This is a genomic window from Citromicrobium bathyomarinum (genome assembly GCF_038594605.1).
Classification (GTDB): Bacteria; Pseudomonadota; Alphaproteobacteria; order Sphingomonadales; family Sphingomonadaceae; genus Alteriqipengyuania; species Alteriqipengyuania bathyomarina_B.
Map to the genome: position 1 here is coordinate 67,225 of NZ_JBCFZM010000002.1, position 21,597 is coordinate 88,821.

Annotated in this window: 19 protein-coding genes and 1 riboswitch; of the genes, 16 read left to right on the top strand and 3 right to left on the bottom strand. The window is 64.6% G+C overall.

The window, feature by feature from the left end; translation table 11 throughout:
- Positions 1–10: 10 nt before the first annotated feature.
- Positions 11–217, bottom strand: a riboswitch (cobalamin riboswitch).
- Positions 218–443: 226 nt separating this feature from the next.
- The 16 genes from AAG612_RS07205 (at position 444) to AAG612_RS07280 (ending at position 17,601) form a co-directional block, all read left to right on the top strand.
- On the top strand, positions 444–1,502 hold the full coding sequence (locus AAG612_RS07205; protein WP_342508762.1) for a cell wall hydrolase: 1,059 nt from the start codon (positions 444–446) through the stop codon (positions 1,500–1,502).
- Between the two features lie 153 nt (positions 1,503–1,655).
- Positions 1,656–1,970: a hypothetical protein gene (locus AAG612_RS07210; RefSeq protein ID WP_342508764.1), complete on the top strand. Its 315-nt coding sequence runs from the start codon at positions 1,656–1,658 to the stop codon at positions 1,968–1,970.
- A 173-nt stretch (positions 1,971–2,143) separates the two neighbouring features.
- Positions 2,144–4,033: a putative bifunctional diguanylate cyclase/phosphodiesterase gene (locus AAG612_RS07215; protein WP_342508766.1), complete on the top strand. Its 1,890-nt coding sequence runs from the start codon at positions 2,144–2,146 to the stop codon at positions 4,031–4,033.
- A 210-nt stretch (positions 4,034–4,243) separates the two neighbouring features.
- On the top strand, positions 4,244–5,218 hold the full coding sequence (mdh, locus tag AAG612_RS07220) for a malate dehydrogenase (protein WP_342508768.1): 975 nt from the start codon (positions 4,244–4,246) through the stop codon (positions 5,216–5,218).
- Positions 5,219–5,258: 40 nt separating this feature from the next.
- The gene (locus AAG612_RS07225; RefSeq protein WP_342508770.1) at positions 5,259–5,834 is read left to right on the top strand and encodes a hypothetical protein; all 576 of its coding nucleotides are present in this window, start codon (positions 5,259–5,261) and stop codon (positions 5,832–5,834) included.
- A 43-nt stretch (positions 5,835–5,877) separates the two neighbouring features.
- On the top strand, positions 5,878–6,411 hold the full coding sequence (locus AAG612_RS07230; protein ID WP_342508772.1) for a hypothetical protein: 534 nt from the start codon (positions 5,878–5,880) through the stop codon (positions 6,409–6,411).
- Positions 6,408–7,298: a succinate--CoA ligase subunit alpha gene (gene sucD, locus AAG612_RS07235; RefSeq protein WP_342508775.1), complete on the top strand. Its 891-nt coding sequence runs from the start codon at positions 6,408–6,410 to the stop codon at positions 7,296–7,298. Before AAG612_RS07230 ends, sucD begins: the two co-directional genes overlap by 4 nt.
- A 55-nt stretch (positions 7,299–7,353) precedes the next feature.
- Complete coding sequence (locus AAG612_RS07240) at positions 7,354–7,641, top strand: GIY-YIG nuclease family protein (RefSeq protein WP_342508777.1); 288 nt, start codon at positions 7,354–7,356, stop codon at positions 7,639–7,641.
- Between the two features lie 56 nt (positions 7,642–7,697).
- Entirely contained in the window at positions 7,698–10,556 is a 2,859-nt protein-coding gene (locus tag AAG612_RS07245) for a 2-oxoglutarate dehydrogenase E1 component (protein ID WP_342508779.1), read from the top strand.
- A gap of 6 nt (positions 10,557–10,562) precedes the next feature.
- Positions 10,563–11,858 carry a 2-oxoglutarate dehydrogenase complex dihydrolipoyllysine-residue succinyltransferase gene (gene odhB / locus AAG612_RS07250; protein ID WP_342508780.1) on the top strand — a complete coding sequence of 432 codons (1,296 nt, stop codon included), beginning with the start codon at positions 10,563–10,565 and terminating at the stop codon, positions 11,856–11,858.
- Between the two features lie 106 nt (positions 11,859–11,964).
- Complete coding sequence (gene lpdA / locus AAG612_RS07255) at positions 11,965–13,383, top strand: dihydrolipoyl dehydrogenase (protein WP_342508781.1); 1,419 nt, start codon at positions 11,965–11,967, stop codon at positions 13,381–13,383.
- Positions 13,384–13,496: 113 nt separating this feature from the next.
- The gene (locus AAG612_RS07260) at positions 13,497–14,849 is read left to right on the top strand and encodes a serine hydrolase (RefSeq protein ID WP_342508782.1); all 1,353 of its coding nucleotides are present in this window, start codon (positions 13,497–13,499) and stop codon (positions 14,847–14,849) included.
- 1 nt (position 14,850) lies between these two features.
- Positions 14,851–15,663 carry a hypothetical protein gene (locus AAG612_RS07265; RefSeq protein ID WP_342508784.1) on the top strand — a complete coding sequence of 271 codons (813 nt, stop codon included), beginning with the start codon at positions 14,851–14,853 and terminating at the stop codon, positions 15,661–15,663.
- Positions 15,660–16,094 (top strand): VOC family protein, encoded by a 435-nt coding sequence (locus AAG612_RS07270; protein WP_342508786.1) that lies wholly within the window; start codon positions 15,660–15,662, stop codon positions 16,092–16,094. The genes AAG612_RS07265 and AAG612_RS07270 overlap by 4 nt, the downstream gene beginning before the upstream one ends.
- A gap of 36 nt (positions 16,095–16,130) precedes the next feature.
- The gene (locus AAG612_RS07275; protein ID WP_342508788.1) at positions 16,131–16,844 is read left to right on the top strand and encodes a PepSY domain-containing protein; all 714 of its coding nucleotides are present in this window, start codon (positions 16,131–16,133) and stop codon (positions 16,842–16,844) included.
- The gene (locus AAG612_RS07280; RefSeq protein WP_342508790.1) at positions 16,831–17,601 is read left to right on the top strand and encodes a trimeric intracellular cation channel family protein; all 771 of its coding nucleotides are present in this window, start codon (positions 16,831–16,833) and stop codon (positions 17,599–17,601) included. The genes AAG612_RS07275 and AAG612_RS07280 overlap by 14 nt, the downstream gene beginning before the upstream one ends.
- 36 nt (positions 17,602–17,637) lie before the next feature.
- Here the strand turns inward: AAG612_RS07280 and AAG612_RS07285 are convergent, their stop codons facing one another.
- The 3 genes from AAG612_RS07285 to AAG612_RS07295 all read right to left on the bottom strand — a co-directional run bounded on the left by AAG612_RS07285 (position 17,638) and on the right by AAG612_RS07295 (position 21,546).
- Complete coding sequence (locus tag AAG612_RS07285) at positions 17,638–18,390, bottom strand: hypothetical protein (protein ID WP_342508792.1); 753 nt, start codon at positions 18,388–18,390, stop codon at positions 17,638–17,640.
- Between the two features lie 159 nt (positions 18,391–18,549).
- A complete protein-coding gene (locus AAG612_RS07290) occupies positions 18,550–19,080 on the bottom strand; it encodes a hypothetical protein (protein WP_342508794.1) in 531 nt (176 codons plus the stop codon).
- A gap of 321 nt (positions 19,081–19,401) precedes the next feature.
- Positions 19,402–21,546 carry a prolyl oligopeptidase family serine peptidase gene (locus tag AAG612_RS07295; protein ID WP_342508796.1) on the bottom strand — a complete coding sequence of 715 codons (2,145 nt, stop codon included), beginning with the start codon at positions 21,544–21,546 and terminating at the stop codon, positions 19,402–19,404.
- Between the last annotated feature and the right edge of the window lie 51 nt (positions 21,547–21,597).

Here is a 21,597-nt window from a genome sequence, read left to right on the forward strand (position 1 = left end):
CGCCCGTGGCTCGAACGACGCATCGCGGGCAGGTCTCCTGGCTCCCGGATCGCTGGTCGCTCCCGCCTTCCCGCCAGCCCCGTAAAGGGCGCAGCAGTGGCCTGGTTGGGGCAACCTCCCCGGTCACAGTTGCGGGGGCAGCCGAGGCATTGGACCTCGTTCCCTCTTAGGCGAACGGCCACTGCTGACCGGTCGCACCTGCGATACCTGGCCGCCCTTAGAGGCTTGGTTGCGGGCGCGCAACATTGCGGAGACATAGGCAGGCTGGCGTTAACCCTGGCTCTTAACGCTTCGCACCGGGGTGTCCCGTTAGAATACGGTGCGCCCGGCCGACCGCGCATCGCGAAACCTTAACGCCTAGGCTGGGAGCGCCCCCCGCTCCGCCCCAAGTCAGGACCCGCTTGCCCCACCTCCGCCGCCCGAAACTACAGACGAAACGCCCCGTGCCCGCCCGCAAGGCCTGGCGCGGCGTGGCCGTGCTGCTGGCTGCGGTAGCCATTCCGGGAATGGCGGCGCAGGCGGAGTGGCGCCTGCCCGAAATGGCCCCGCAGGCGAGCGAGATCGTGGCCGACAGCCTGATCGAACCGCTGCCCTTCGAACAGCCGGGCGCGAGTTTCCCCGGATCGGCGCTCTATTTCCTCGCCGATCCGCCCGCTGCCGCCAGCACCGCGAATGTCAGCGTAGAGCCCGGCAAGGGGATCAACCCGATCGAGGCATGGAACGGCGACCCCGACGCGGCGATCGCGATCCAGTCGGCAGGCCCAGCCGCGCGCGGCTTCGTGAGCCGGGGTACGGGCATCGACAAGGCGCGCGCGCTCGATTGCCTCGCCAAGGCCGTCTATTACGAAGCGGCGAGCGAGAGCGAAGGCGGGCAGCGCGCGGTGGCGCAGGTCGTGCTCAACCGCGTGGCGCACCCAGCCTATCCCAAGACGGTATGCGGCGTGGTCTATCAGGGATCGCAGCGACGCACCGGGTGCCAGTTCAGCTTCACCTGCGACGGGTCGCTGGCGCGCAAGCCCTCGGCAACCTACTGGGCGCGGGCGCTCGCGGTGTCGCGGCGCGCGCTGTCAGGCCAGGTCTACGCGCCGGTCGGGCTCGCGACCCATTATCACACCACCTGGGTCAACCCGTACTGGGCCCCCAGCCTCGCCCATATCGGCACCATCGGCGCGCATCGCTTCTATCGCTGGCCCGGCGCGGCGAGCCGCCCCGACGCGTTCAGCGATTTCTACAGCGGAGGCGAGCCTTCGCCCGCGCCCGCCCGGGCTGCACAGGCAAGCGAGCCCGCCCCCGATCCGGTCGCCATCGCGCGCGAATACGAGGCGGGGACCATGACAGCCGCCACGCCCGCCGCCGATACCGAACGCGCCCGGTCGGAGCAGGGCACCGCACCCGCGCAGCCGCAGTCTCCCAGGCAGCAAAGCCAGCCCCCGCGCGAGGGACCGGGCAGCGTCCGGCCCGAATATTCCAATAGCGGGCAGTGGATCGCCCAGCCCAACTGAGCCGTCGTCGAGGAGGCCACTTTCCCGGCAGGTCTCCGGATAGCGACGCCGTGGTTAATTGGCGGAAACCCTGATTATCCGCGAAAGATTCACGCGCAGCACGCTATTGCCGTCAGCATTGATCCCATCCCCCAACGCAGGATCCCCATACGCATGCATCGTGGCCTTGCCCCCAGCCGCCCCACCTATCGCCTCTCGCAGGGCGGCCCCCTGCCCGTCCGTATCCCCGAACCGGCCAACGACAACCTCGCCCCCGGGCGCGAGCCGCAGAGCGAAGAGGAAATCCACGCCGCGCTGACCCATTTCGCGCAGCATCATCTGAATGCCGCGCGCGACGCGCATGCGCGGGCCCGCGCCGCACTGGAAACGGGCGATCAGGCGGGCTTCGATTTCTGGGCCAATGTCTGCCGCGCGCTCGACCGGAGGCTGGCAGGAACGCTCTGCGCTGGATGGGGGAGCGCCGTCTGAGAGGCGGATCGCCCGAACATTTTCTAGCAGGGCGCGGATTTCCGGGCACCGGCGTGGTAACGCGCGCGTTAAGCATTTCGTGACGGTTAATGCGTACTCCGGTCGTCACGATGATGCCGTATAAGATCCGGGCCGCCTTTGCGAAATGGCAGCGTCTGCTTTCGGGCGACGAAATGAGCGAACGCGCCAGGCGCACGCTCGTATCGAGCCTCTATACCCAGCCTCTCAGCCTCGCAGTGGGTGCCGCCATCGGCATCGTGACGGCCGTCGTGACCGCGTTCTTCGTGCCCACCACGCCAGTCATCGTCGCGGTGGTCGCCATGACGGTCATCGTGATCGCGCGGGTGCTTGCCTCCTATGCGTTGGCAACGACGACCAGAGCGTCTACCCGCATGCTCGAATTGACCTTCGAGATCGGTGCCTTCAGCCATGCCCTGCTGTTCGGCCTGCTGGGCGCCATGACGATCTATTACGGCGCGCCGGTCGAGGTGGAAGTGATGATGGTCTCGTGCGCGCTGTGCTATGGCATGGGCATCGCCTCGCGCAACGCCGGTCGGCCGATGATCGCGCTCGGCCAGATGCTGCTCAGCTTCATCCCGGTCATCATCGCCTGCCTGCTCGACGGGTCGATCGCGCTGCTGATGCTCGGATTCTCGATCCTGATCGCGATCCCGTCGACCGCCAGCGTCACTTTGAACGTGCAGCGCGTGCTGCACAATTCGATCGCGTCCGCCCAGACGAGCGAGCGGCTGGCCCGCAAGATGGAGGTCCTCGCGCATACCGACATCGTCACCGGCCTGAGCAATCGCGCCGGGTTCAACGATCTGCTGGTCAGCCACCTGATGCAGATCGACCCGCAACAACCGCTGGCGCTGTTCTGGCTCGATCTCGACCGCTTCAAGGAGGTCAACGACCTGCTCGGCCACCAGATCGGCGACCGTGTGCTGTCCGAAGTGGCCCGCCGCCTGCGCGACAGCCTGCCCGAGGGTGCGGGGATAGCGCGCTTCGGCGGTGACGAGTTCGTGTTCTTCTGCAACGTCCACCATCGCAGCCAGTGCGAAGCGCTGGCTAGACGCATCCTCGAACAGATCATGCGGCCGATGCATTTCGACAAGGAGCGGATGGAGCTCAGCGGTTCGATGGGCATCGCGCTGATGCCCGACGACGGGACCGATGCCGATCGCCTGATGCAGGCCGCCGATCTCGCGCTGTATCACGCCAAGCTCGGCGCGCGCGGCGGCCATCGCTTCTTCGACCCGTCGATGACCCGCGAACTCGCCAGCCGCCGCGAGATCGAGGCCGAGCTGCGACAGGCGATCAAGCGCGACGAATTGTCGCTGTTCTACCAGCCGATCGTCGATCTCGAAACCGGTCGCATCCGCTGTTTCGAGGCGCTGCTGCGCTGGTTCCACCCGATCAAGGGGGAGTTGCGCCCGGCAGAGTTTATTCCGGTGGCCGAGGAAACCGGCGTGATCGTGACGCTGGGCAACTGGATCACCCGTCAGGCGGCCCTTGCCTGCGCCCAGTGGCCCGAGGACATAAGCGTCGCGGTCAACCTTTCGCCGCTGCAGATCAAGGCCCCGGGTGCGGTGCTGGCGATCGAACAGGCCCTGCGCGAGGCGAAGCTCGACCCTTCGCGGCTGGAGCTGGAAGTAACCGAAAGCCTGTTCATCGAAGACAGCGTACAGACGGCCGCCTTCATCGAGGAACTGGCCGCCAAGGGCGTGCGCTTCGCACTCGACGATTTCGGCACCGGCTATTCCTCGCTGTCGTACATCCACAAATTCCCGTTCTCCAAGATCAAGGTCGATCGCTGCTTCGTTTCCGGAGAGGACGCGGGCCCGCGTGCGCATGCCATCATCCGGGCGGTCGCCGCGATGGGGCGTGGGCTGGAGATGGAGATCGTGGCCGAGGGCCTCGAGGAACAATGCCAGGTCGAAACCGTCCGCGAAGCCGGCTGCACGCTTGGCCAGGGCTATTTCTTCAGCCGCGCGGTGCCCGATTATCTCGCTGCGATGCTGCTGGCGCAGGACCGCGATGGCGACGGACTGCGCGCTGCGTGAGACGAGAAATGCGGTTGAGAAGCATTATCGCAAAAGCCTGACTTCTGCGTTCTTTTGCCGGTTGCAATCCCCCCATACCGGGCCTAGGTCCACCGCCAGAAAGCGGCCTTTTGCGCGTAATCCCTCGGGGACGCCGATGGAGCGCATAGGGCCCGCGATACGTTACTGGACTCCCTGGCGTCCCCGGCAACCCAAGGACTGATACCCCCCATGGCCAATTCCGCAGGACGCAAGAAAATCGCCCTCATCGGCTCCGGCATGATCGGAGGCACCCTCGCCCATCTCGCGGCGAAGAAGGAAATGGGCGACATCGTCCTGTTCGACATTGCCGAGGGCATGCCGCAGGGCAAGGCGCTGGACCTGTCGCAGTGCGGCCCGGTCGAAGGCTTCGATGCCAAGATCACGGGCACCAACGATTATGCCGACATTGCCGGTGCGGACGTCATCATCGTCACTGCCGGCGTGCCGCGTAAGCCCGGCATGAGCCGCGACGACCTGCTCGGCATCAACCTCAAGGTGATGAAGGCGGTCGGCGAAGGCATCAAGAACAACGCACCCGACGCGTTCGTGATCTGCATTACCAACCCGCTCGACGCGATGGTCTGGGCGCTGCGCGAATTTTCCGGCCTGCCGCACAACAAGGTGGTCGGCATGGCGGGCGTGCTCGATAGCGCGCGCTTCGCGACCTTCCTCGCGTGGGAATTCGACGTGTCGGTGAAGGACGTGAACGCCTTCGTGCTCGGCGGCCACGGCGACACGATGGTGCCCGTCACCAGCTACACCACGATCAACGGCATCCCGGTCAACGACTTCGCCAAGATCAAGGGCGTCGATCAGAGCCGCATCGACGAAATCGTCGACCGCACCCGCAAGGGCGGCGGCGAGATCGTCGGTCTGCTCGGCAACGGCTCCGCCTACTACGCCCCCGCCACCAGCGCGATCAGCATGGCCGAGGCGTATCTGGGCGACCAGAAGCGCATCCTGCCCTGCGCCAGCTATGTCGAGGGCAAGTACGGCCTCGACGGTCTTTACGTGGGCGTCCCCACCGTGATCGGCGCGGGCGGCACCGAGGACGTGATCGAGATCGAGCTGTCGGACGAAGAAAAGTCCAACCTCAAGGTCAGCACCGACGCGGTCGAAGAGCTGCTCGAAGCCTGCAAGGGGCTGGATAGCAGCCTTGCTTAGGTTTGGCTCTCTCCTGCCAATTGCCCTTGCAGTGCCGTTGGTGACTGCACGCAGCGCCGCTTCCGAACCAAGTCAGGAAGACCTTGCGGCTGCGGCGGCGGCCGACGCGGGAGCGCTCGAAGCATTTGACGAGGCTTGCCTTGGGGAAGGCGACCTGAGCGCGAGCCTTCCCAAAGCCAAGGAAAATGGGTGGGTCGAATTCACCCCTCCCGCCGAGAGCATGATGGGTAAGCACCGAGAGATGCTCCGTGATGGCCCTGCTTTCGACCGGCCCGAGACCGCATTCCTGCGAAAGAACTCCAATCGAGCCGAGATAGCGATGTGGGAGACGACGACCCTGTCGGGCTCGGATTACATCTTCGAGTGCGAGGTTGTTGAGGCAGACGCGGCGGAACTTGATCTCGCGGCCCTGGAAGCTTGGGCTGAGGTGCCGATAAAAGAACGCCAGATAGATGATAGCCCGGTATATTATGACTTGGAGGGTGGTCGTTTCTCCGACGGTCTCGGCGGCAACGCCACCGCCTATTTTTCCGCAAATACTTCAGAATACCAGACACTTCGCGGCTTGATTGTATCGACCAATCGCAGCAGCTTTTCAGAAGAAGAGGTAAACTGATGTCCAGCCTCGCAACCAAAGACACCAAGGTCGTCACCCAACAATGAACGCCCCCACAAAATTTCTTATTCTCGGACCGCTCGTTGCTCTCGCCGCAGCGCCCGCTGCCGCAGCGGAGGACGAAGTCGCCACCCCCGCGCAGATCGCCGAGGCGATCGATGCGTGCGAGGCTGTCACCAGCACCGACAAGGTCGAATTCCGCCGCCTCGAAAGCCTCGGCTTTCCGACCGCGGAAAAGCGCGGCGCCAACCGTGGGCGCAACAAGGTGATCGGCGCACACCAGAAGCCGGGCAACCCGGTGCTGGTGGTGATCGCGGACGAGCAGGTCGAGAACAAGACCTGCCTTGTGCGCGTGAAGCTGGCGCAGACGACCGACTATGCGCCGACGCTGCAGGGCCTGTCGGAAATCATCGGCATGCCCGTCCGCGCCGAAGCAAACAGCTATTTCTGGACCCTCGAAGGGCACGAAATGCGCGTCGATCCGGCGGGCGACGCCAAGGAACCCGTGGCGCGATTCGAGATTTCCGCCACCCAGACACCCGCAACCCCCGCCGACCAGCAGGAGACGGCCGAATGAGCATCCTCGTAGACAAGAACACCAAGGTCATCACGCAAGGGATGACCGGCGAAACCGGCACTTTCCACACGCAGCAGGCGCTCGATTACGGGACGCAGATGGTCGGCGGTGTCACGCCCGGCAAAGGCGGCACCACGCACCTCGGCCTGCCCAACTTCAACACGGTGAAGGAAGCCGTCGCCGAAACCGGCGCGACCGCCAGCGTGATCTACGTGCCGCCGCCCTTCGCCGCAGACGCGATCTGCGAAGCGATCGACGCGGGCGTGGAGCTGATCGTGACGATCACCGAAGGCATCCCCGTGCTCGACATGGTGCGCGCCAAGGCCGCGCTCGCGGGCAGCAACTCGCGCCTGATCGGTCCGAACTGCCCCGGCGTGCTGACGCCCGGCGAATGCAAGATCGGCATCATGCCGGGCTCGATCTTCAAGAAGGGCAGCGTGGGCGTGGTCTCGCGCTCGGGCACGCTGACCTATGAAGCGGTGCACCAGACGACCAATGCGGGCCTCGGCCAGACGACGGCTGTCGGCATCGGCGGCGATCCCGTAAACGGCACCAACTTCATCGACGTGCTCGACCTGTTCCTCGACGATCCGGAAACCGAGAGCATGATCATGATCGGCGAAATCGGCGGCAGCGCCGAAGAAGAAGCCGCGCAGTTCCTCGCCGACCAGAAGGCCAAGGGCCGCTGGAAGCCGACCGTCGGCTTCATCGCGGGCCGCACGGCGCCTCCGGGCCGCCGCATGGGCCACGCAGGCGCGATCGTCTCGGGCGGCCAGGGCGGCGCGGACGACAAGATCGCGGCGATGGAAGCTGCCGGCATTCGCGTGGCGCAGAGCCCAAGCGAACTGGGCACGACTTTGGCCGCGCTGCTGAAGGAAGACGCCTGACGCCAGCGTGTGAGCCCCAGCTGAATGCTGGGGCTCACACCGCGAGGAGGAACGCTTGAGGGAGGGCTTCGTCTATATCCTGACGAACCGGAAAAACGGAGTTCTCTACATCGGGTCGACGAATGATCTTGCGAGACGCCTCGAACAGCATCGGGCTGGAAGCGTGCCCGGCTTTGCAAAGAAATACCAATGTCGGCGCCTCCCATGGTTCGAACGGTTCGATAATATCCACGATGCCCGCGTCGTGGAGCGGCGGATGAAGGCTTGGAAACGCGACTGGAAGATCGAGCTGATCGAGAAGACCAACCCGGGGTGGTCGGATTTGAGCGATCGCTTGGTCTAGGACGTACTTGACGGAAGGAGGTCCCAGCATTCGCTGGGACTCAGAAGTGACAAAGAATGGGTAACGAAAACCAGTCATTCCTGCCGGAGCTCGGCGATCAGGACGGTGCGCAGCAAGGGCCTAGTTGGGCCAACCCGCGCTGGCCGTTGACCGATTCGGCGAGCGAGACCGACCTTACGCAGGCACTCGACCCGACCGCGATGAAACTCGCGGTCAAGCAGGCGGCGCAGAAGGCGGGCAAGCCGACCGACGAGGCGAGCATTACGCAGGCCGCCGAAGACGCGATCCGCGCCATGCTGCTGATCCGCACCTTCCGCGTCCGCGGGCACCTTGCCTCCGATCTCGATCCGCTGGGTCTGTCCAAGCGCGATTTGCCCGACGATCTGAAGCTGGAGTGGCACTTCCCCGAAGATGCGATGAACCGGCAGATCTATGTCGGTGGCAATCTGGGCCTCGACTGGACCACCCCGCGCGAGCTCTATGCCTGCCTCAAGGCCAATTACTGCGGCAAGGTCGGCCTCGAATACATGCATATCTCCGACGTGGAGGAGCGCCGCTTCCTGCAGGACCGGATCGAAGGCCCCGAGGCCGTCATCCAGTTCACCCCCGAAGGCAAGCGCGCAATCCTTTCCGCGGTGATCCGTGGCGAGGAGTTCGAAAACTTCCTCGGCAAGAAATACGTCGGCACCAAGCGTTTCGGGCTCGACGGCGGCGAAGGGATGATCCCCGCGCTCGAAGCGGTCATCAAGTATGGCGGCCAGATGGGCGTGCGCGAGATCATCTACGGCATGGCCCACCGCGGCCGCCTGAACGTGCTCGCCAATGTGATGGCCAAGCCGTACCGCGTGATCTTCCACGAATTCTCCGGCGGCAGCGCCAATCCGGAAGACGTCGGCGGTTCGGGCGATGTGAAATACCACCTCGGCACCAGCACCGATCGCGAATTCGACGGGATCAAGGTTCACATGAGCCTGGTGCCCAACCCGAGCCACCTCGAAGCGGTCGATCCGGTGGTGCTGGGCAAGGCCCGCGCGCAGCAGGCGTTCCGCGACGATCTGGCGCAGCACGAGCAGGTGCTGCCAGTGCTGATCCACGGCGACGCGGCCTTCGCAGGCCAGGGCATCGTGTGGGAGACGCTCAGCTTCTCCGGCATTCCCGGCTACAACACCGGCGGCGTCATCCACTTCATCATCAACAACCAGATCGGCTTCACCACCAGCCCGAAGTTCGCGCGTTCCTCGCCCTACCCGAGCGATGTGGCGAAGGGCGTGCAGGCGCCGATCCTGCATGTGAACGGCGACGATCCCGAAGCGGTCACCTTCGCCTGCAAGCTGGCGATCGAATACCGTCAGAAATTCCGTCGCGACATCGTGATCGACATGTGGTGCTACCGCCGCTTCGGCCACAACGAGGGCGACGAGCCAAGCTTCACCCAGCCCCAGATGTACGATGCGATCAAGCAGCATCGCAAGATCAGCGTGATCTATTCCGACCGCCTGCTGAGCGATGGCGTGATCGAGGACGGCTTCGTGGAAGAGCAGCGCAAGGACTTTACCGCGCATCTTCAGGAAGAGTTCGAAGCGGGCAAGAACTACAAGGCGAACGAAGCCGACTGGTTCGGCGGTCGCTGGGCGGGCCTCAACAAGCCGGTCGATCCGGAAACCGCGCGTCGCAACGTCGAAACCGCGCTTCCGAAGAAGCTGTTCGAAAGCCTCGGCCGCACGCTGACCACCGTGCCCGACGATGTCAGCATCCACCGCACGCTGGGCCGCGTGCTCGATGCCAAGCGCGAGATGTTCGAGCATGGCGAGGGCTTCGACTGGGCGACCGGCGAAGCGCTGGCCTATGGCAGCCTCGTGACCGAAGGCTACGGCGTGCGCCTGTCCGGCCAGGATTCGGGGCGCGGCACGTTCAGTCAGCGCCACGCGGTGTGGCACGATCAGAAGGAAGAGGGGAAGACCTACATCCCCCTCACCACGCTCCCGCACGGCAAGTTCGAGGTCTACGACAGCCCGCTATCCGAATACGGCGTGCTCGGCTTCGAATACGGCTTTGCCCTCGCAGACCCCAAAACGCTGGTTCTCTGGGAAGCGCAGTTCGGCGATTTCGCCAACGGTGCGCAGATCATGATCGACCAGTTCATCGCCAGCGGCGAGGTCAAGTGGCTGCGCGCCAACGGGCTCGTAATGCTGCTGCCGCATGGCTACGAAGGCCAGGGGCCGGAGCACAGCTCCGCGCGGCTCGAACGCTTCCTGCAATTGTGCGCGAACGACAATATCCAGGTGTGCAACATCACCATGCCGCACAATTACTTCCACGTGCTGCGGCGGCAGATGCTGCGTCCGTTCCGCAAGCCGCTGGTGATCATGACGCCCAAGAGCCTGCTTCGCCACCCGATGGCAAAAAGCGCGGCGAAGGACTTCATGGGCGACAGCCAGTTCAAGCGCATCCTTTCCGATACGAAGGAGATCGCGGAAGAGAAGGTAAAGCGCCTCGTCCTGTGTTCGGGCAAGGTCGCTTTCGACCTGATCGAACGCCGCGACGAGGAAGAGCTGGACGATGTCTCGATCGTGCGGATCGAACAGCTCTATCCCTTCCCTGGCGACCCGCTGGCGGATCGCATCGGGCGGATGAAAAATCTCGAAAGCATCGTGTGGTGCCAGGAAGAGCCGCGCAACAATGGCGCATGGTTCTTCGTAAACGAGAGGATCGAAGCCGCGCTCTCCAAAGCCGGCAAGGACGGCATGCGCCCCAGCTATGCAGGCCGCGAAGAAGCCGCATCGCCCGCCACCGGCCTCGCCAAGCGGCACCAGGCGCAACAGGAAGCGCTGGTCACCATCGCGCTGGGCCTCGCCGATGGCGGCGCAGCCAAGCGCGCGCTCAAGAAAACCGAACTCGCCGAAAAGAAGGTCTGACGAAACATGGCTACCGAGATCACAGTCCCCCAACTCGGTGAATCGGTCACCGAAGGCACCATCGCCGAATGGCTCAAGCAACCCGGCGATGCCGTGGCTGTAGACGAACCGATCGTCAGCCTCGAAACCGACAAGGTCGCGGTTGAGGTGCCCTCTCCCGTCGCAGGCGTGATCGAGGAACTGCGCGCCGAAGTGGGCGACACGGTGGAAGTGGGCGCAGTGCTCGCCACCGTCTCCGAAGGCGGTGCCCCTGCCGCCAAGGGCGACGAGGCCAACCGCGATCAGGGTGCCGGAGAACCCGGAGGCGGCAAAAAGGGCGCGGAACCTGCCAAGGCAAAGGACGCTGACAGCGGGCAGGCCGCTTACGGCAACCACGACGAGGGCACCGGAGAAGGCAACCAGACGCTCTCCCCCGCCGTGCGCCGCGCTGTGCTGGAATACGGGGTCGATCCGAGCAGCATCAAGGGCACCGGCAAGGACGGCCGCCTGACCAAGGAAGACGTGATCGCGGCGGCCCAGTCGAAAGAGGGTGGGAACAAGGGCGATAGCGCTTCGCCTGCGCCCTCGCCCTCTTCTACGCCTGCAACCGTCTCGTCTGGCGAACGCCGCGAGGAACGCGTGAAGATGACGCGCATGCGCCAGACCATCGCGAAACGTCTCAAGGGCGCGCAGGACAACGCCGCGCTGCTGACCACGTTCAACGATGTGGACATGAGCGCGGTGATGGAAGCGCGCGGCAAGTACAAGGATCTGTTCGCCAAGAAGCACGACATCAAGCTCGGCTTCATGGGCTTCTTCGCCAAGGCCGCGTGCCTTGCGCTGAAGGACGTGCCGGCTGCCAACGCCTACATCGAAGGCGACGAGATCGTGTACCACGACTACGTCGATATCTCCGTCGCGGTGTCTGCGCCCAACGGCCTCGTCGTGCCCGTGATCCGCGATGCCGACAAGAAAGGCTTCGCGCAGATCGAGAAGGACATTGCGGACTTCGGCGCGCGCGCCAAGGACGGCACGCTGACGATGGAAGACATGAAGGGTGGCACCTTCACCATCTCCAACGGCGGCGTGTTCGGTTCGCTGATGAGCACCCCGATCATCAACCCGCCACAGAGCGCGGTGCTGGGCCTTCACCGGATCGAGGATCGCCCCGTGGCGATCGACGGTAAGGTCGAAATCCGCCCGATGATGTACATCGCATTGAGCTACGACCACCGCCTGATCGACGGACGCGAAGCCGTGACTGCGCTCAAGATCATGAAGGAAGCGATCGAAGATCCGACCCGGATGCTGATCGACCTGTAAGACTATTTGCCGTCACCCCCGCGAAAGCGGGGGTCCCGCTCCCTATATCGGGAGCACAACGGAGAAGGTGGGATACCCGCCTTCTGGGGGATGACGAGAGAAGAAAATGGCTGACCACAACTACGATTACGACGTCCTTGTCATCGGCGCTGGCCCGGGCGGCTATGTCGCCGCGATCCGCGCCGCGCAGCTGGGCCTCAAGACCGCGTGTGCCGAAGGGCGCGAGACGCTGGGTGGGACCTGCCTCAATGTCGGCTGCATCCCCTCCAAGGCGATGCTGCACGCATCGGAATATTTCGACGCGGCCAAGAATGGCGCGATGAAGGAGCTGGGCATCGACGTCAGCCCCAAGCTCAATCTCGACCAGATGCACGCCCAGCGCCGCGACGCGGTGAAGGGCCTGACCGGCGGGATCGAATTCCTGTTCAAGAAGAACAAGGTCGACTGGAAGAAGGGCTACGCCACCTTCCAGGATGCGCATACGGTTAAGGTCGGCGACGAGACGGTCACCGCGAAGGACATCGTGATCGCGACCGGTTCCTCGGTCACTCCGCTGCCGGGCGTCGAGATCGATAACGACAATCACGTCGTGGTCGACTCCACTGGCGCGCTGGAACTGCCCAAGGTGCCCAAGAAAATGGTCGTCATCGGTGGCGGCGTGATCGGGCTGGAGCTCGGTTCGGTCTGGCGGCGTCTGGGTGCCGAAGTCACCTGCGTCGAATTCCTCGACGAAATCCTTCCCGGCATGGACGGCGACATTCGCAAGGAAGCGCGCAAGATCTTCAAGAAGCAGGGTATCGAGTTCAAGCTCGGCACCAAGGTCACCGGTGTTACCGTCAAGGGCAAGACCGCCACGCTGACGCTCGAACCCGCCGCGGGCGGTGACGAAGAGACGATGGAAGCCGATTGCGTGCTCGTCTCCATCGGGCGCAAGCCGAACACCGACGGCCTCGGCCTCGATGCGATCGGGCTGGAAACCAACAAGCGCGGCCAGATCGAAACCGATCACGATTTCCGCACCAAGGTCGATGGCGTGTGGGCCATCGGCGACTGCGTCCCCGGCCCGATGCTCGCCCACAAGGCCGAGGATGAAGGCATCGCGGTGGCAGAGAACGTCGCCGGGCAGACCGGCATCGTGAACCACGCGATCATCCCGAGCGTCGTCTACACCTGGCCCGAAATCGCGGGCGTGGGCCTGACGACCGAGGAAGCCATCGAGAAGATGGGCGGCGACAAGAAAGCGGTGAAGGTCGGCAAGTTCCCGATGGTGGGCAACAGCCGCGCCAAGACCAACCACGATCCCGATGGCTTCGTGAAGGTGATCGCCGAAGCCGAGAGCGACCGCGTGCTGGGCGTGTGGGCGATTGCCGTGCCCGCCGGCACGATGATCGCCGAAGCCGCGCTGGGCATGGAATTCGGCGCGACATCGGAAGACATCGCCTATACCTGCCACGCCCACCCGACGCATTCCGAAGCAATGAAGGAAGCGGCGATGGCGGTTCAGGGCAAGCCGATCCACGTCTAGGGCTCTGCTCCGGCGCGCCGCCCGACCGCCCGGCGGCGGTGGCGCGCCGACCAATGACATTGCACGGCCTCCCCTGGTGTCTTAAGGCATCAACACACTAGGGGAGATAAATCATGTTCCGCCACACCATCGCGGCCGTTGCCGTTCTGTTTGCCACGCCCGTCCTTGCGCAGGATGTCGAGCGGATGGACGAGGTCGTGTCCGCCGATGCCGACCAAGGCACCTTCATGGGCGCCGCACTGGTCGCGATCGGCGACGATATCGTGTTCGACGAGGCCTATGGCAGCGCCAATCTCGAATGGAACATCGCCAATACGCCCGCAGCGAAGTTCCGCATCGGCTCCGTCACCAAGCAGTTCACCGCCGCCTCGATCCTCCTGCTGAAGGAACGAGGGCTGATCGATCTCGATGCGCCGGTGAAGACCTACTGGCCCGACGCGCCACCAGCGTGGGACGCGATTACCGTGCGCAACCTGCTGCAGCACACATCGGGCATCACCAACGTCACCAATCTGGACGAGTTCGCGACGGTCAAATTCCTGCCGACGACGCGCGAGGAGCTGATCGCAAGGTTCGCGGACAAGCCGCTCGAGTTTACGCCCGGCGAGAAGTGGGACTATTCCAATTCGGGCTACGTCCTGCTGTCGGCAATCGTCGAGCAGGTCAGCGGGCAGGACTATGCCGACTTCGTGAAGGCGAATATCTTCGATCCGCTGGGGATGGCCGACACCGCGATCGACGTCACCGCCGACATCGTGCCCCGGCGTGCATCGGGCTATGCCCCGTCGGCGGACGGCATCGTCAACGCCGAATATGTCAACATGGCGATCCCGACTGGCGCGGGCGCGCTCTATTCCACCACCCACGACCTGCTCAAATGGCAACGCGCCCTGTTCGGCGGACGCTTGCTCGAGCCGGCAAGCCTGACCGAAATGACGGGCCCCGGTGTCCCCGCGATGGCCGGTGCGACTTACGGTTTCGGCGTGCTGCGCACCGAGGACGAGGACGGCACGATGATCTGGCACGGCGGCGGGATCGAAGGGTTCAACGCCATGCTGATGCACGATCCCGATCGCGACATCACGGTGGTCGTCCTCGCCAATCTCAACGGTGGCCAGGCCAACGATCTGGGTCGGAGCCTGCTGCAGCTTGCGCGTGGAGGCGAAGTCATCCTGCCTAGCGAGAGAGCGGCAGCCGAAACCGACGTTGCCGCGCTGGATGCCTACGAAGGCACCTATGCTCTCAGCCCCAGCTTCAAGATCAAGGTCTTCGTCGAGGATGGGAAGCTGATGACCCAGGCAACCGGACAAGCCGCTTTCGAGCTGTTCGCGCAGGAGGGTGAAGAGGATTTCTTCTTCCTCAAGGTCGTCGATGCGCAGCTGCGCTTCAATCGCGACGCCGCCGGTGACGTCCGCTCCCTGACGCTCTATCAGAACGGGCAGGAAATCACCGGCACCAAGGAATGAGATGAACCGACTGCCTGCCCTGCTTGCGTTGGCGATACCGACGCTGGCGGGGCTCGCCTACATGGCGCTGTTCGGCGCGCCGGATGCGTATCCGATCGTCAACGGCGCAGCGCTGGTCCTCGCCGCGCTGATCGTGCTGATCGGCCTGCCCGAGTTCGGCGAACGGGCGCGCCGGATCGCGAGCCTTCTATTGCTGGTGCTGTTCGCCTTGCCGCTGGTTACCGGGCCCAGCGTGAACGACATTGCCCGCTGGCTGCCGCTCGGGCCGTTCATTCTCCATGCTGGCATGCTCACCATCCCGGCGCTCGCGGTGCTGGCGGCACGCGAGCCCATGCTCGGCCCGGCCGCCCTCGTGGCCGCGATCGTCGTTGCGCTGGTCCAGCCCGATTTTGCCAGCGCCTTCGCACTCACCGGCGGCGCGATCGGGCTCTATCAGGTACGGGCGGACTGGCGGGCCGGTCTCGTCGTCATTCTCGGCTTTTTCGCCGCGATCTCGGCTGCGTTGCGCGGCGAACTGCCTCCCGCCCCGTTCGTGGAGCGGGTGTTGCACGATGCCACCAACGCATCGCCAGCCATCGCTGCGCTGCTTGCCCTATCGCTACTGGCATCGGTCCTGCTGATGCTGTTCGGCACGGGCTTGCCTCGTTCGGCCCGTTACCCGCTGGGCATGAGCCTGTTCGGCTTCCTTGTCGCAGCGCTGATCTCCAACTACCCCACCCCCCTGGCAGGATACGGCGCGGCCGCGATAATCGGCTTCGCGCTGGCCCATGCCATAGCCTTCGCCCTGCCCGATCCCAACGAGGCACCCAAATGACCATTCCCCCCTTCCACCTCGCCTTTCCGGTCCACGATCTCGACGCGGCGCGAAATTTCTACGGCGCCCTGCTCGGCTGCCGCGAGGGGCGATCGGACAAGGACTGGATCGATTACGACTTCTTCGGCCATCAGATCGTCGCCCATGTCGCACCCGCCGCGGTCGCCGCGCGCGCGGCTGGCGAGGATCGCAATGCGGTCGATGGAGAGGCAGTGCCGGTCCCCCATTTCGGCGTCGTGTTGCCGATGGACCAATGGCAGGCGCTGGCCGACCGGCTGACCGAAGCGGGCCTGAAGTTCATCATCGAACCGACCGTGCGCTTCCGCGATGCGCCGGGCGAACAGGCGACGATGTTCTTCCGCGATCCCAGCGGCAATGCGCTGGAAATCAAAGCTATGGCAGACCCCAAGAAACTCTTCGCCACGGACTGATTGTGCCCCGCAGCGCGGCGCGATAGAGGCGCGGCCATGGCTCGCCCCCGCATCATGCAGCGCCTCGCGCGATGGCACATCTGGCTCGGTTGGCTGATCGGCCTGCCGCTGCTGATGTGGACGCTGACCGGGCTGGTCATGGTTTCGCGCCCGATCGACGAAGTGCGCGGCGAACACCTGCGCGCCGAAGTGGTCGAGCGTGCCTTGCCCGCCCAGCTCGCCCTGCCTGCAATCCCCGAAGGCCAACCGCGCCCGGTCGAGGTGACGTTCGTCACGGGCACTCAAGCACCGGTCGCCCTCGCCCGTTTTGCCGACGGCACGACGCGGCGCTTTTCAGGAGAGACCGGTGCGGTGCTGCCCGATCTCTCTGCATCCGATGCCCGCGACGTGCTTGCACGAAGCATCGTCACCGACAGCCCGCTGGTCGAGGTGCGCAAGTTCGACGCCGACGAACCACCGTTCGATTTCCGCCGCCCGGTCGACGTCTGGCGCGCCGAATACGGGGACGGCACGCGGGTCTATATCGGGCGCGCGAGCGGCGAAGTGCTGGCGGTGCGCACACGTTTCTGGCGTGTCTTCGATTTCATGTGGGGCCTGCACATCATGGATCTGCAGACCCGCGAGGATAGCAGCCACCCGATCCTGATCCTGTTCGCCGCACTCGGCGTGCTCGGCTCGCTGATGGGGATCGTCCTACTGTTCAGACGCCGCAAGGTCCGGCGCAGGGAGTCCATTCATGCCGGTCGCTGAAGCTGCGGTGATCCTGACGCCAGTGCTCGACTGGCTCGATCTGATCGGGGTCGCGGTGTTCGCGCTCTCGGGCGCGCTGATCGCTGCGCGCGAACGCCAGACCTTCGTGACGATGAGCTTCTTCGCGCTCGTCACAGGAGTCGGTGGCGGCACGGTGCGCGACCTTCTGATCGATGCGCCAGTCTTCTGGGTCAAGCACCCCTGGTACTCGATCGTATGCATCGCGATGGCGCTGATCGTGTGGAACACGCCGACCCGCTGGTGGCAGGGCAAGCTGTTCGACTATGCCGACGGCATCGGTCTGGCCGCCTATTCTGTGCTCGGGTCGGCCAAGGCGATGAGCTACGGCCTGCCGCCCGTATCGGCAGCGATCATGGGGATCATCACCGGCATTGTGGGCGGCACGATCCGCGATGTGATCGCCGGTCGCCCGTCGATCCTGATGCGGCCCGAACTCTATGTGACGGCGGCTGCGCTGTCGGCATCGCTGTGCAGCTTCGGGATGTGGCTGCTCGAGCCGCGCGGCGTCTTCGACTGGACGATCTGGGCGGTTTCCGCCCTCGCCGGGATGATGCTGCGGAGCGCGGCGATCCGGTTCAATCTCGGCCTGCCCGCGTTCCACGAGCGCGAACGGGCGAGTTCTCGCGAGACCGAACTGGGTGCCGAAGCTCTGGCCGAGGCAGCTGCCGAGCCCGAAGTCGACGGGCTCTATTTCGAAGAGGCGGAGTTGGCGGACGAAAAAGGCCCCGGAACCTGACGCTCCGGGGTCTTCTACAATAACTGACAGCAGGGCCTAACGGTAAGGCTCGGCCTGCGAATAGCCGTCGTCGTAATCGTCGCCATAGCCGTCGTCGCCATACGCACCGGGGTCGTATCCATCATCGCCGGGAATAGGGCCGCCCGGGTAAGCTGGCTGCGCACGGCTGTCGGGCGTGGAATAGGTGCCCGCGCGCGCCCGCGCATAGACGTCGTCCGAGTACTGGGGGTCCGAGTAGCCCGGGTCGCCATAGACATCGCCACCCGACTGATAGGACACCCCGCCGCGCCCGTAATAGATGTTCGTTACGCGGCCAGCGCCGGTGACATCGCAGCTGAAATTCGTTCCATTCGCGAGCGTTCCGCTGACCGAATAGCCGGTGCGGGTGCGCCCGACATTGTCGACCGAGCCGATCCTCTGGTCGCGCTCGACCCGGTTGACGCAGGAATCGACCGCATTGTCGAACGCGTCATCGGAAACGTAGTCCGTGTCGTAGCGCTCGCTGCGGTCGTTGCTGCTGTTGTTGCTGGCCGCGAGGATCGCGAAGACCCCGCCGATGATCGCCGCGCCTACGAGGATATCGCCCACGTCGGTCCGGTCGCGATGGCGGCGGTAGCGGTAGCGGCTGCGATGGTCGGCCTCGTCCGCTCCATCGTTGAGCACGGTTTGCACAGCGTAGTCGGTCTGCACGGCAGGCGCCCCGACACGCGGCATGTCCGCCGCCTGCACGGGTGAAAGAGCCATCGCGGCAAGCGCGCATCCGGCCGAGAACTTCGCGAGATTGGTCATTTCGAACACCCATGCTGTGTCACGCGAGATGACGGCAAAGGGCCGGTTCGGGTGACGTTGTGCCAAAAAAATAGGCGGCCAGCCCTGTCAAAGGGCTGAACCGCCTTCCCCTGTCGCCTTACCCACCAGATGATTTGGCAGGCGTGACGAAAGCCTGTGTCAGATGCGGTTCAGTCCACGAATGCCGCGATAGTCGATGTCGACCACCCGTCCGCGACGGATCTGGCAGCTGAAGCGGCCTTCGTCGCCCCGACGGTTGTATCCGCGACGCTGGTCACGATAGCCGCGTTGGCCCTGGACTTCGATCCGGCCGGTGATGTTCCAGCCCCGGCGCGTATCGCGCACCCGGTTGATGTCGACGACATTGGCATAGCGATAGCCATTGCGCTGGGCGGTCCGTTCGGCGACGCGCACGCACTTGTCGATCGCGCGGCGCGGATTGCCGTTGGAACGGTAGTAATTGTCGCGGTAGCGGTTGTCGCGATACCGATCGCGGTCACGATCGCGGTTCGAGGCCGAGGCGATCGCCGCGATGCCGCCGATGATGATCGCGCCGGCGATCACTTCGCCCGCGCTGATACCGTCGTTGTCACGATCGCGATAGCGCTGGGCTTCGGCCGGGGCGGCGGAAGTGATGGCCATGGCACCCGCAGCTGCGGTGCACAGGGCGGCCTTGGTGAAGTTTAGCATACTGGGTCTCCTCACGGTGGGTGCCGAGCGCGATTGCCCGAACACCAACTGTTCTAGGGACCCGCCAGTGAGGTGGGACTGAATTGCTACGAAAGCACTTGTTAATACAAACGGCGACAAACCTGAACGAATAAAAAGCTCGGTTTTCCGTCGTAATTCAATCGCTCGCGCGCTGCCAGCCGCTCAAGAAGCGGCTATTCGTAACAGAATGCGAAATCGCATCTGCAGCGTCGGTTCAGCCGGGGTAGCCGCGATCGGGTGCCTGGTGGCTCGCGGTAGCTGGCATGGCGGCGAGCCCGGATAGCCCCGCCGCCGCTGCCCTCATTCGCTCAGATCAAGGCCGGTAAACGCCGCGAGGAAGGCGAGAATGTCCGACGCTTCCTCGATCGCCTTGTCGGTCGGCTTGCCCGAACCGTGGCCCGCGCGGGTCTCGATCCGGATCAACTGCGGCCGCTCGCCCAGCTCCGCCGCCTGCAGCGCCGCGGTGTATTTGAAGCTGTGGCCCGGGACCACGCGATCGTCGGTATCGGCGGTCGTCACAAGCAGCGCGGGGTAATCCACCCCGTCCTTCACGTTGTGATAGGGCGAATAGGAACGCAGCACGCGCCAGTCCGCTTCCTTGCTGGGATAGCCATAGTCGTCGACCCAGTAGCGACCGGCAGTGAACTGGTCGAAGCGCAGCATGTCCATCACGCCCACTGCGGCATTGCCCGCCGCGAAAAGATCGGGCCGCTGGTTGGTCACCGCGCCAACCAGCAGGCCGCCGTTCGATCCGCCCTGAATGGCGAGGCCGTCTTCGGGGGTGATCCCCTCGGCGATCAGGTATTCGCCCGCCGCGATGAAATCGTCGAACACGTTCTGCTTGTTGTCCAAGCGTCCGCCATCGTGCCACGCCTTGCCGTACTCGCCGCCGCCGCGGATATTGGCCACGGCATAGGCGCCGCCGGCTTCGATCCATGCGAGGCGCGAGGGGCTGAAGCCCGGGGTGAGCGAAATGTTGAACCCGCCGTAACCGTACAGGAGCGTCGGAGCGGCATCGCCGCTTTGCGCCACCGCCTTGCTGCGGACGAGGAACATCGGCACGCGGGTGCCATCCTTCGAGGTGTAGAACTTCTGCTCGACCACGAAATCGTGCGGGTTGAAGGCAACCTCGGGCTGCGCCCACACTTCGCTCTCACCCGTTTCCACATCGTAGCGATAGACGGTCGACGGGCGGTTGTAGCTGGAGAAGGAATAGAAGGTCTCGCTTTCGTCCGGCGATCCACCGAAGCCGCCCGCGCTGCCGATGCCCGGCAGGGCGACCTGCCGTACCGGAGTGCCGTCGAGCGCGAAAACCTCGATCAGGCTCTTCGCATCCTTGAGGTAGCTGGCGACCAGATGCCCGCCCACCAGCGAAACGCCGCCGAGCGTTTCCTCGCGTTCGGGAATGACGGTGGTCCACTCGGGCTCGGCAGCCGAGACATCGGTCTTGACCACCTTCTTGAGCGGCGCGCCGTCGTTGGTGACGAAGTAGAACGCGTCACCGGAATTGCCGACATAGCTGTAGTTGTTGTCGAACCCGGGGACGAGCACGCGCGGAGTGGCGCTTTCGTCCTCCAGATCGATCAGCGTCACCTCGTAGCGATCGTCGGTGCCGCTGGAACTGGTCACGATCAGCCAGCGACCATCGTCGCTCACCTGTGCGGTGTGGTTCAGTTCGGGCTGCTCGGGCGTTTCGTAGATCAAGCCGTCCTGGGCCTGCTCAGTCCCCAGACGATGGAAATAGACCTGCTGGTTGGTATTGAGCGCCTGGAAGGTTTCGCCCTCGCCCGTGGCGGGGAAGCGGCTGTAGTAGAAGCCGCTGCCGTCCTTCGCCCAGTCGAGGTTGGAGAACTTCACCCATTCGATGGTGTCATCCATCACCTCGCCGGTCGCGACGTCCATCACCTTGACCGTGCGCCAGTCGCTGCCGCCATCCTGAATGGCGTAGAGCAGCTTCGAACCATCTTCGGTGATGGCATAATCGGCGAGCGCGGTGGCCCCGTCGTCCGCCCAGGTATTGGGGTCGATCAGCACGCGCGGCTCACCATCGAGCCCGTCGCGCACATAGAGCACCGACTGATTCTGCAAGCCGTCATTGCGGGTGTAGAAATAGCGTTCGCCCTTTTCGGTCGGCAGGCCAAAGCGCTCGTAGTCGGTCAACTGCGTGATGCGCGCCTGAAGCTTTTCGCGGCCCGGCAGGCGGTCGAGGAAAGCATTGGTGACCTCGTTCTGCCGTTCGACCCAGTCGGCAACCTCGGAATCGACGCGGACGTCGTTCTCGAGCCAGCGATAGGGATCGGCGACCTGCTCGCCGAATTGCTCGTCGACCACGTCGCCGCTGCGCGTTTCGGGATAGTCAGGTACGGTCAGGTCCTGCGCCGATGCGGGGGTTGCGCTGGCGACCAACGCGGTGGCGGCTCCGGTAAGGAGAATGTTGCGAAGCATGATGGGGGCGTCCTCTCGTCGCTGAAATCCGGGTTCTCTATCTAGGTCGCG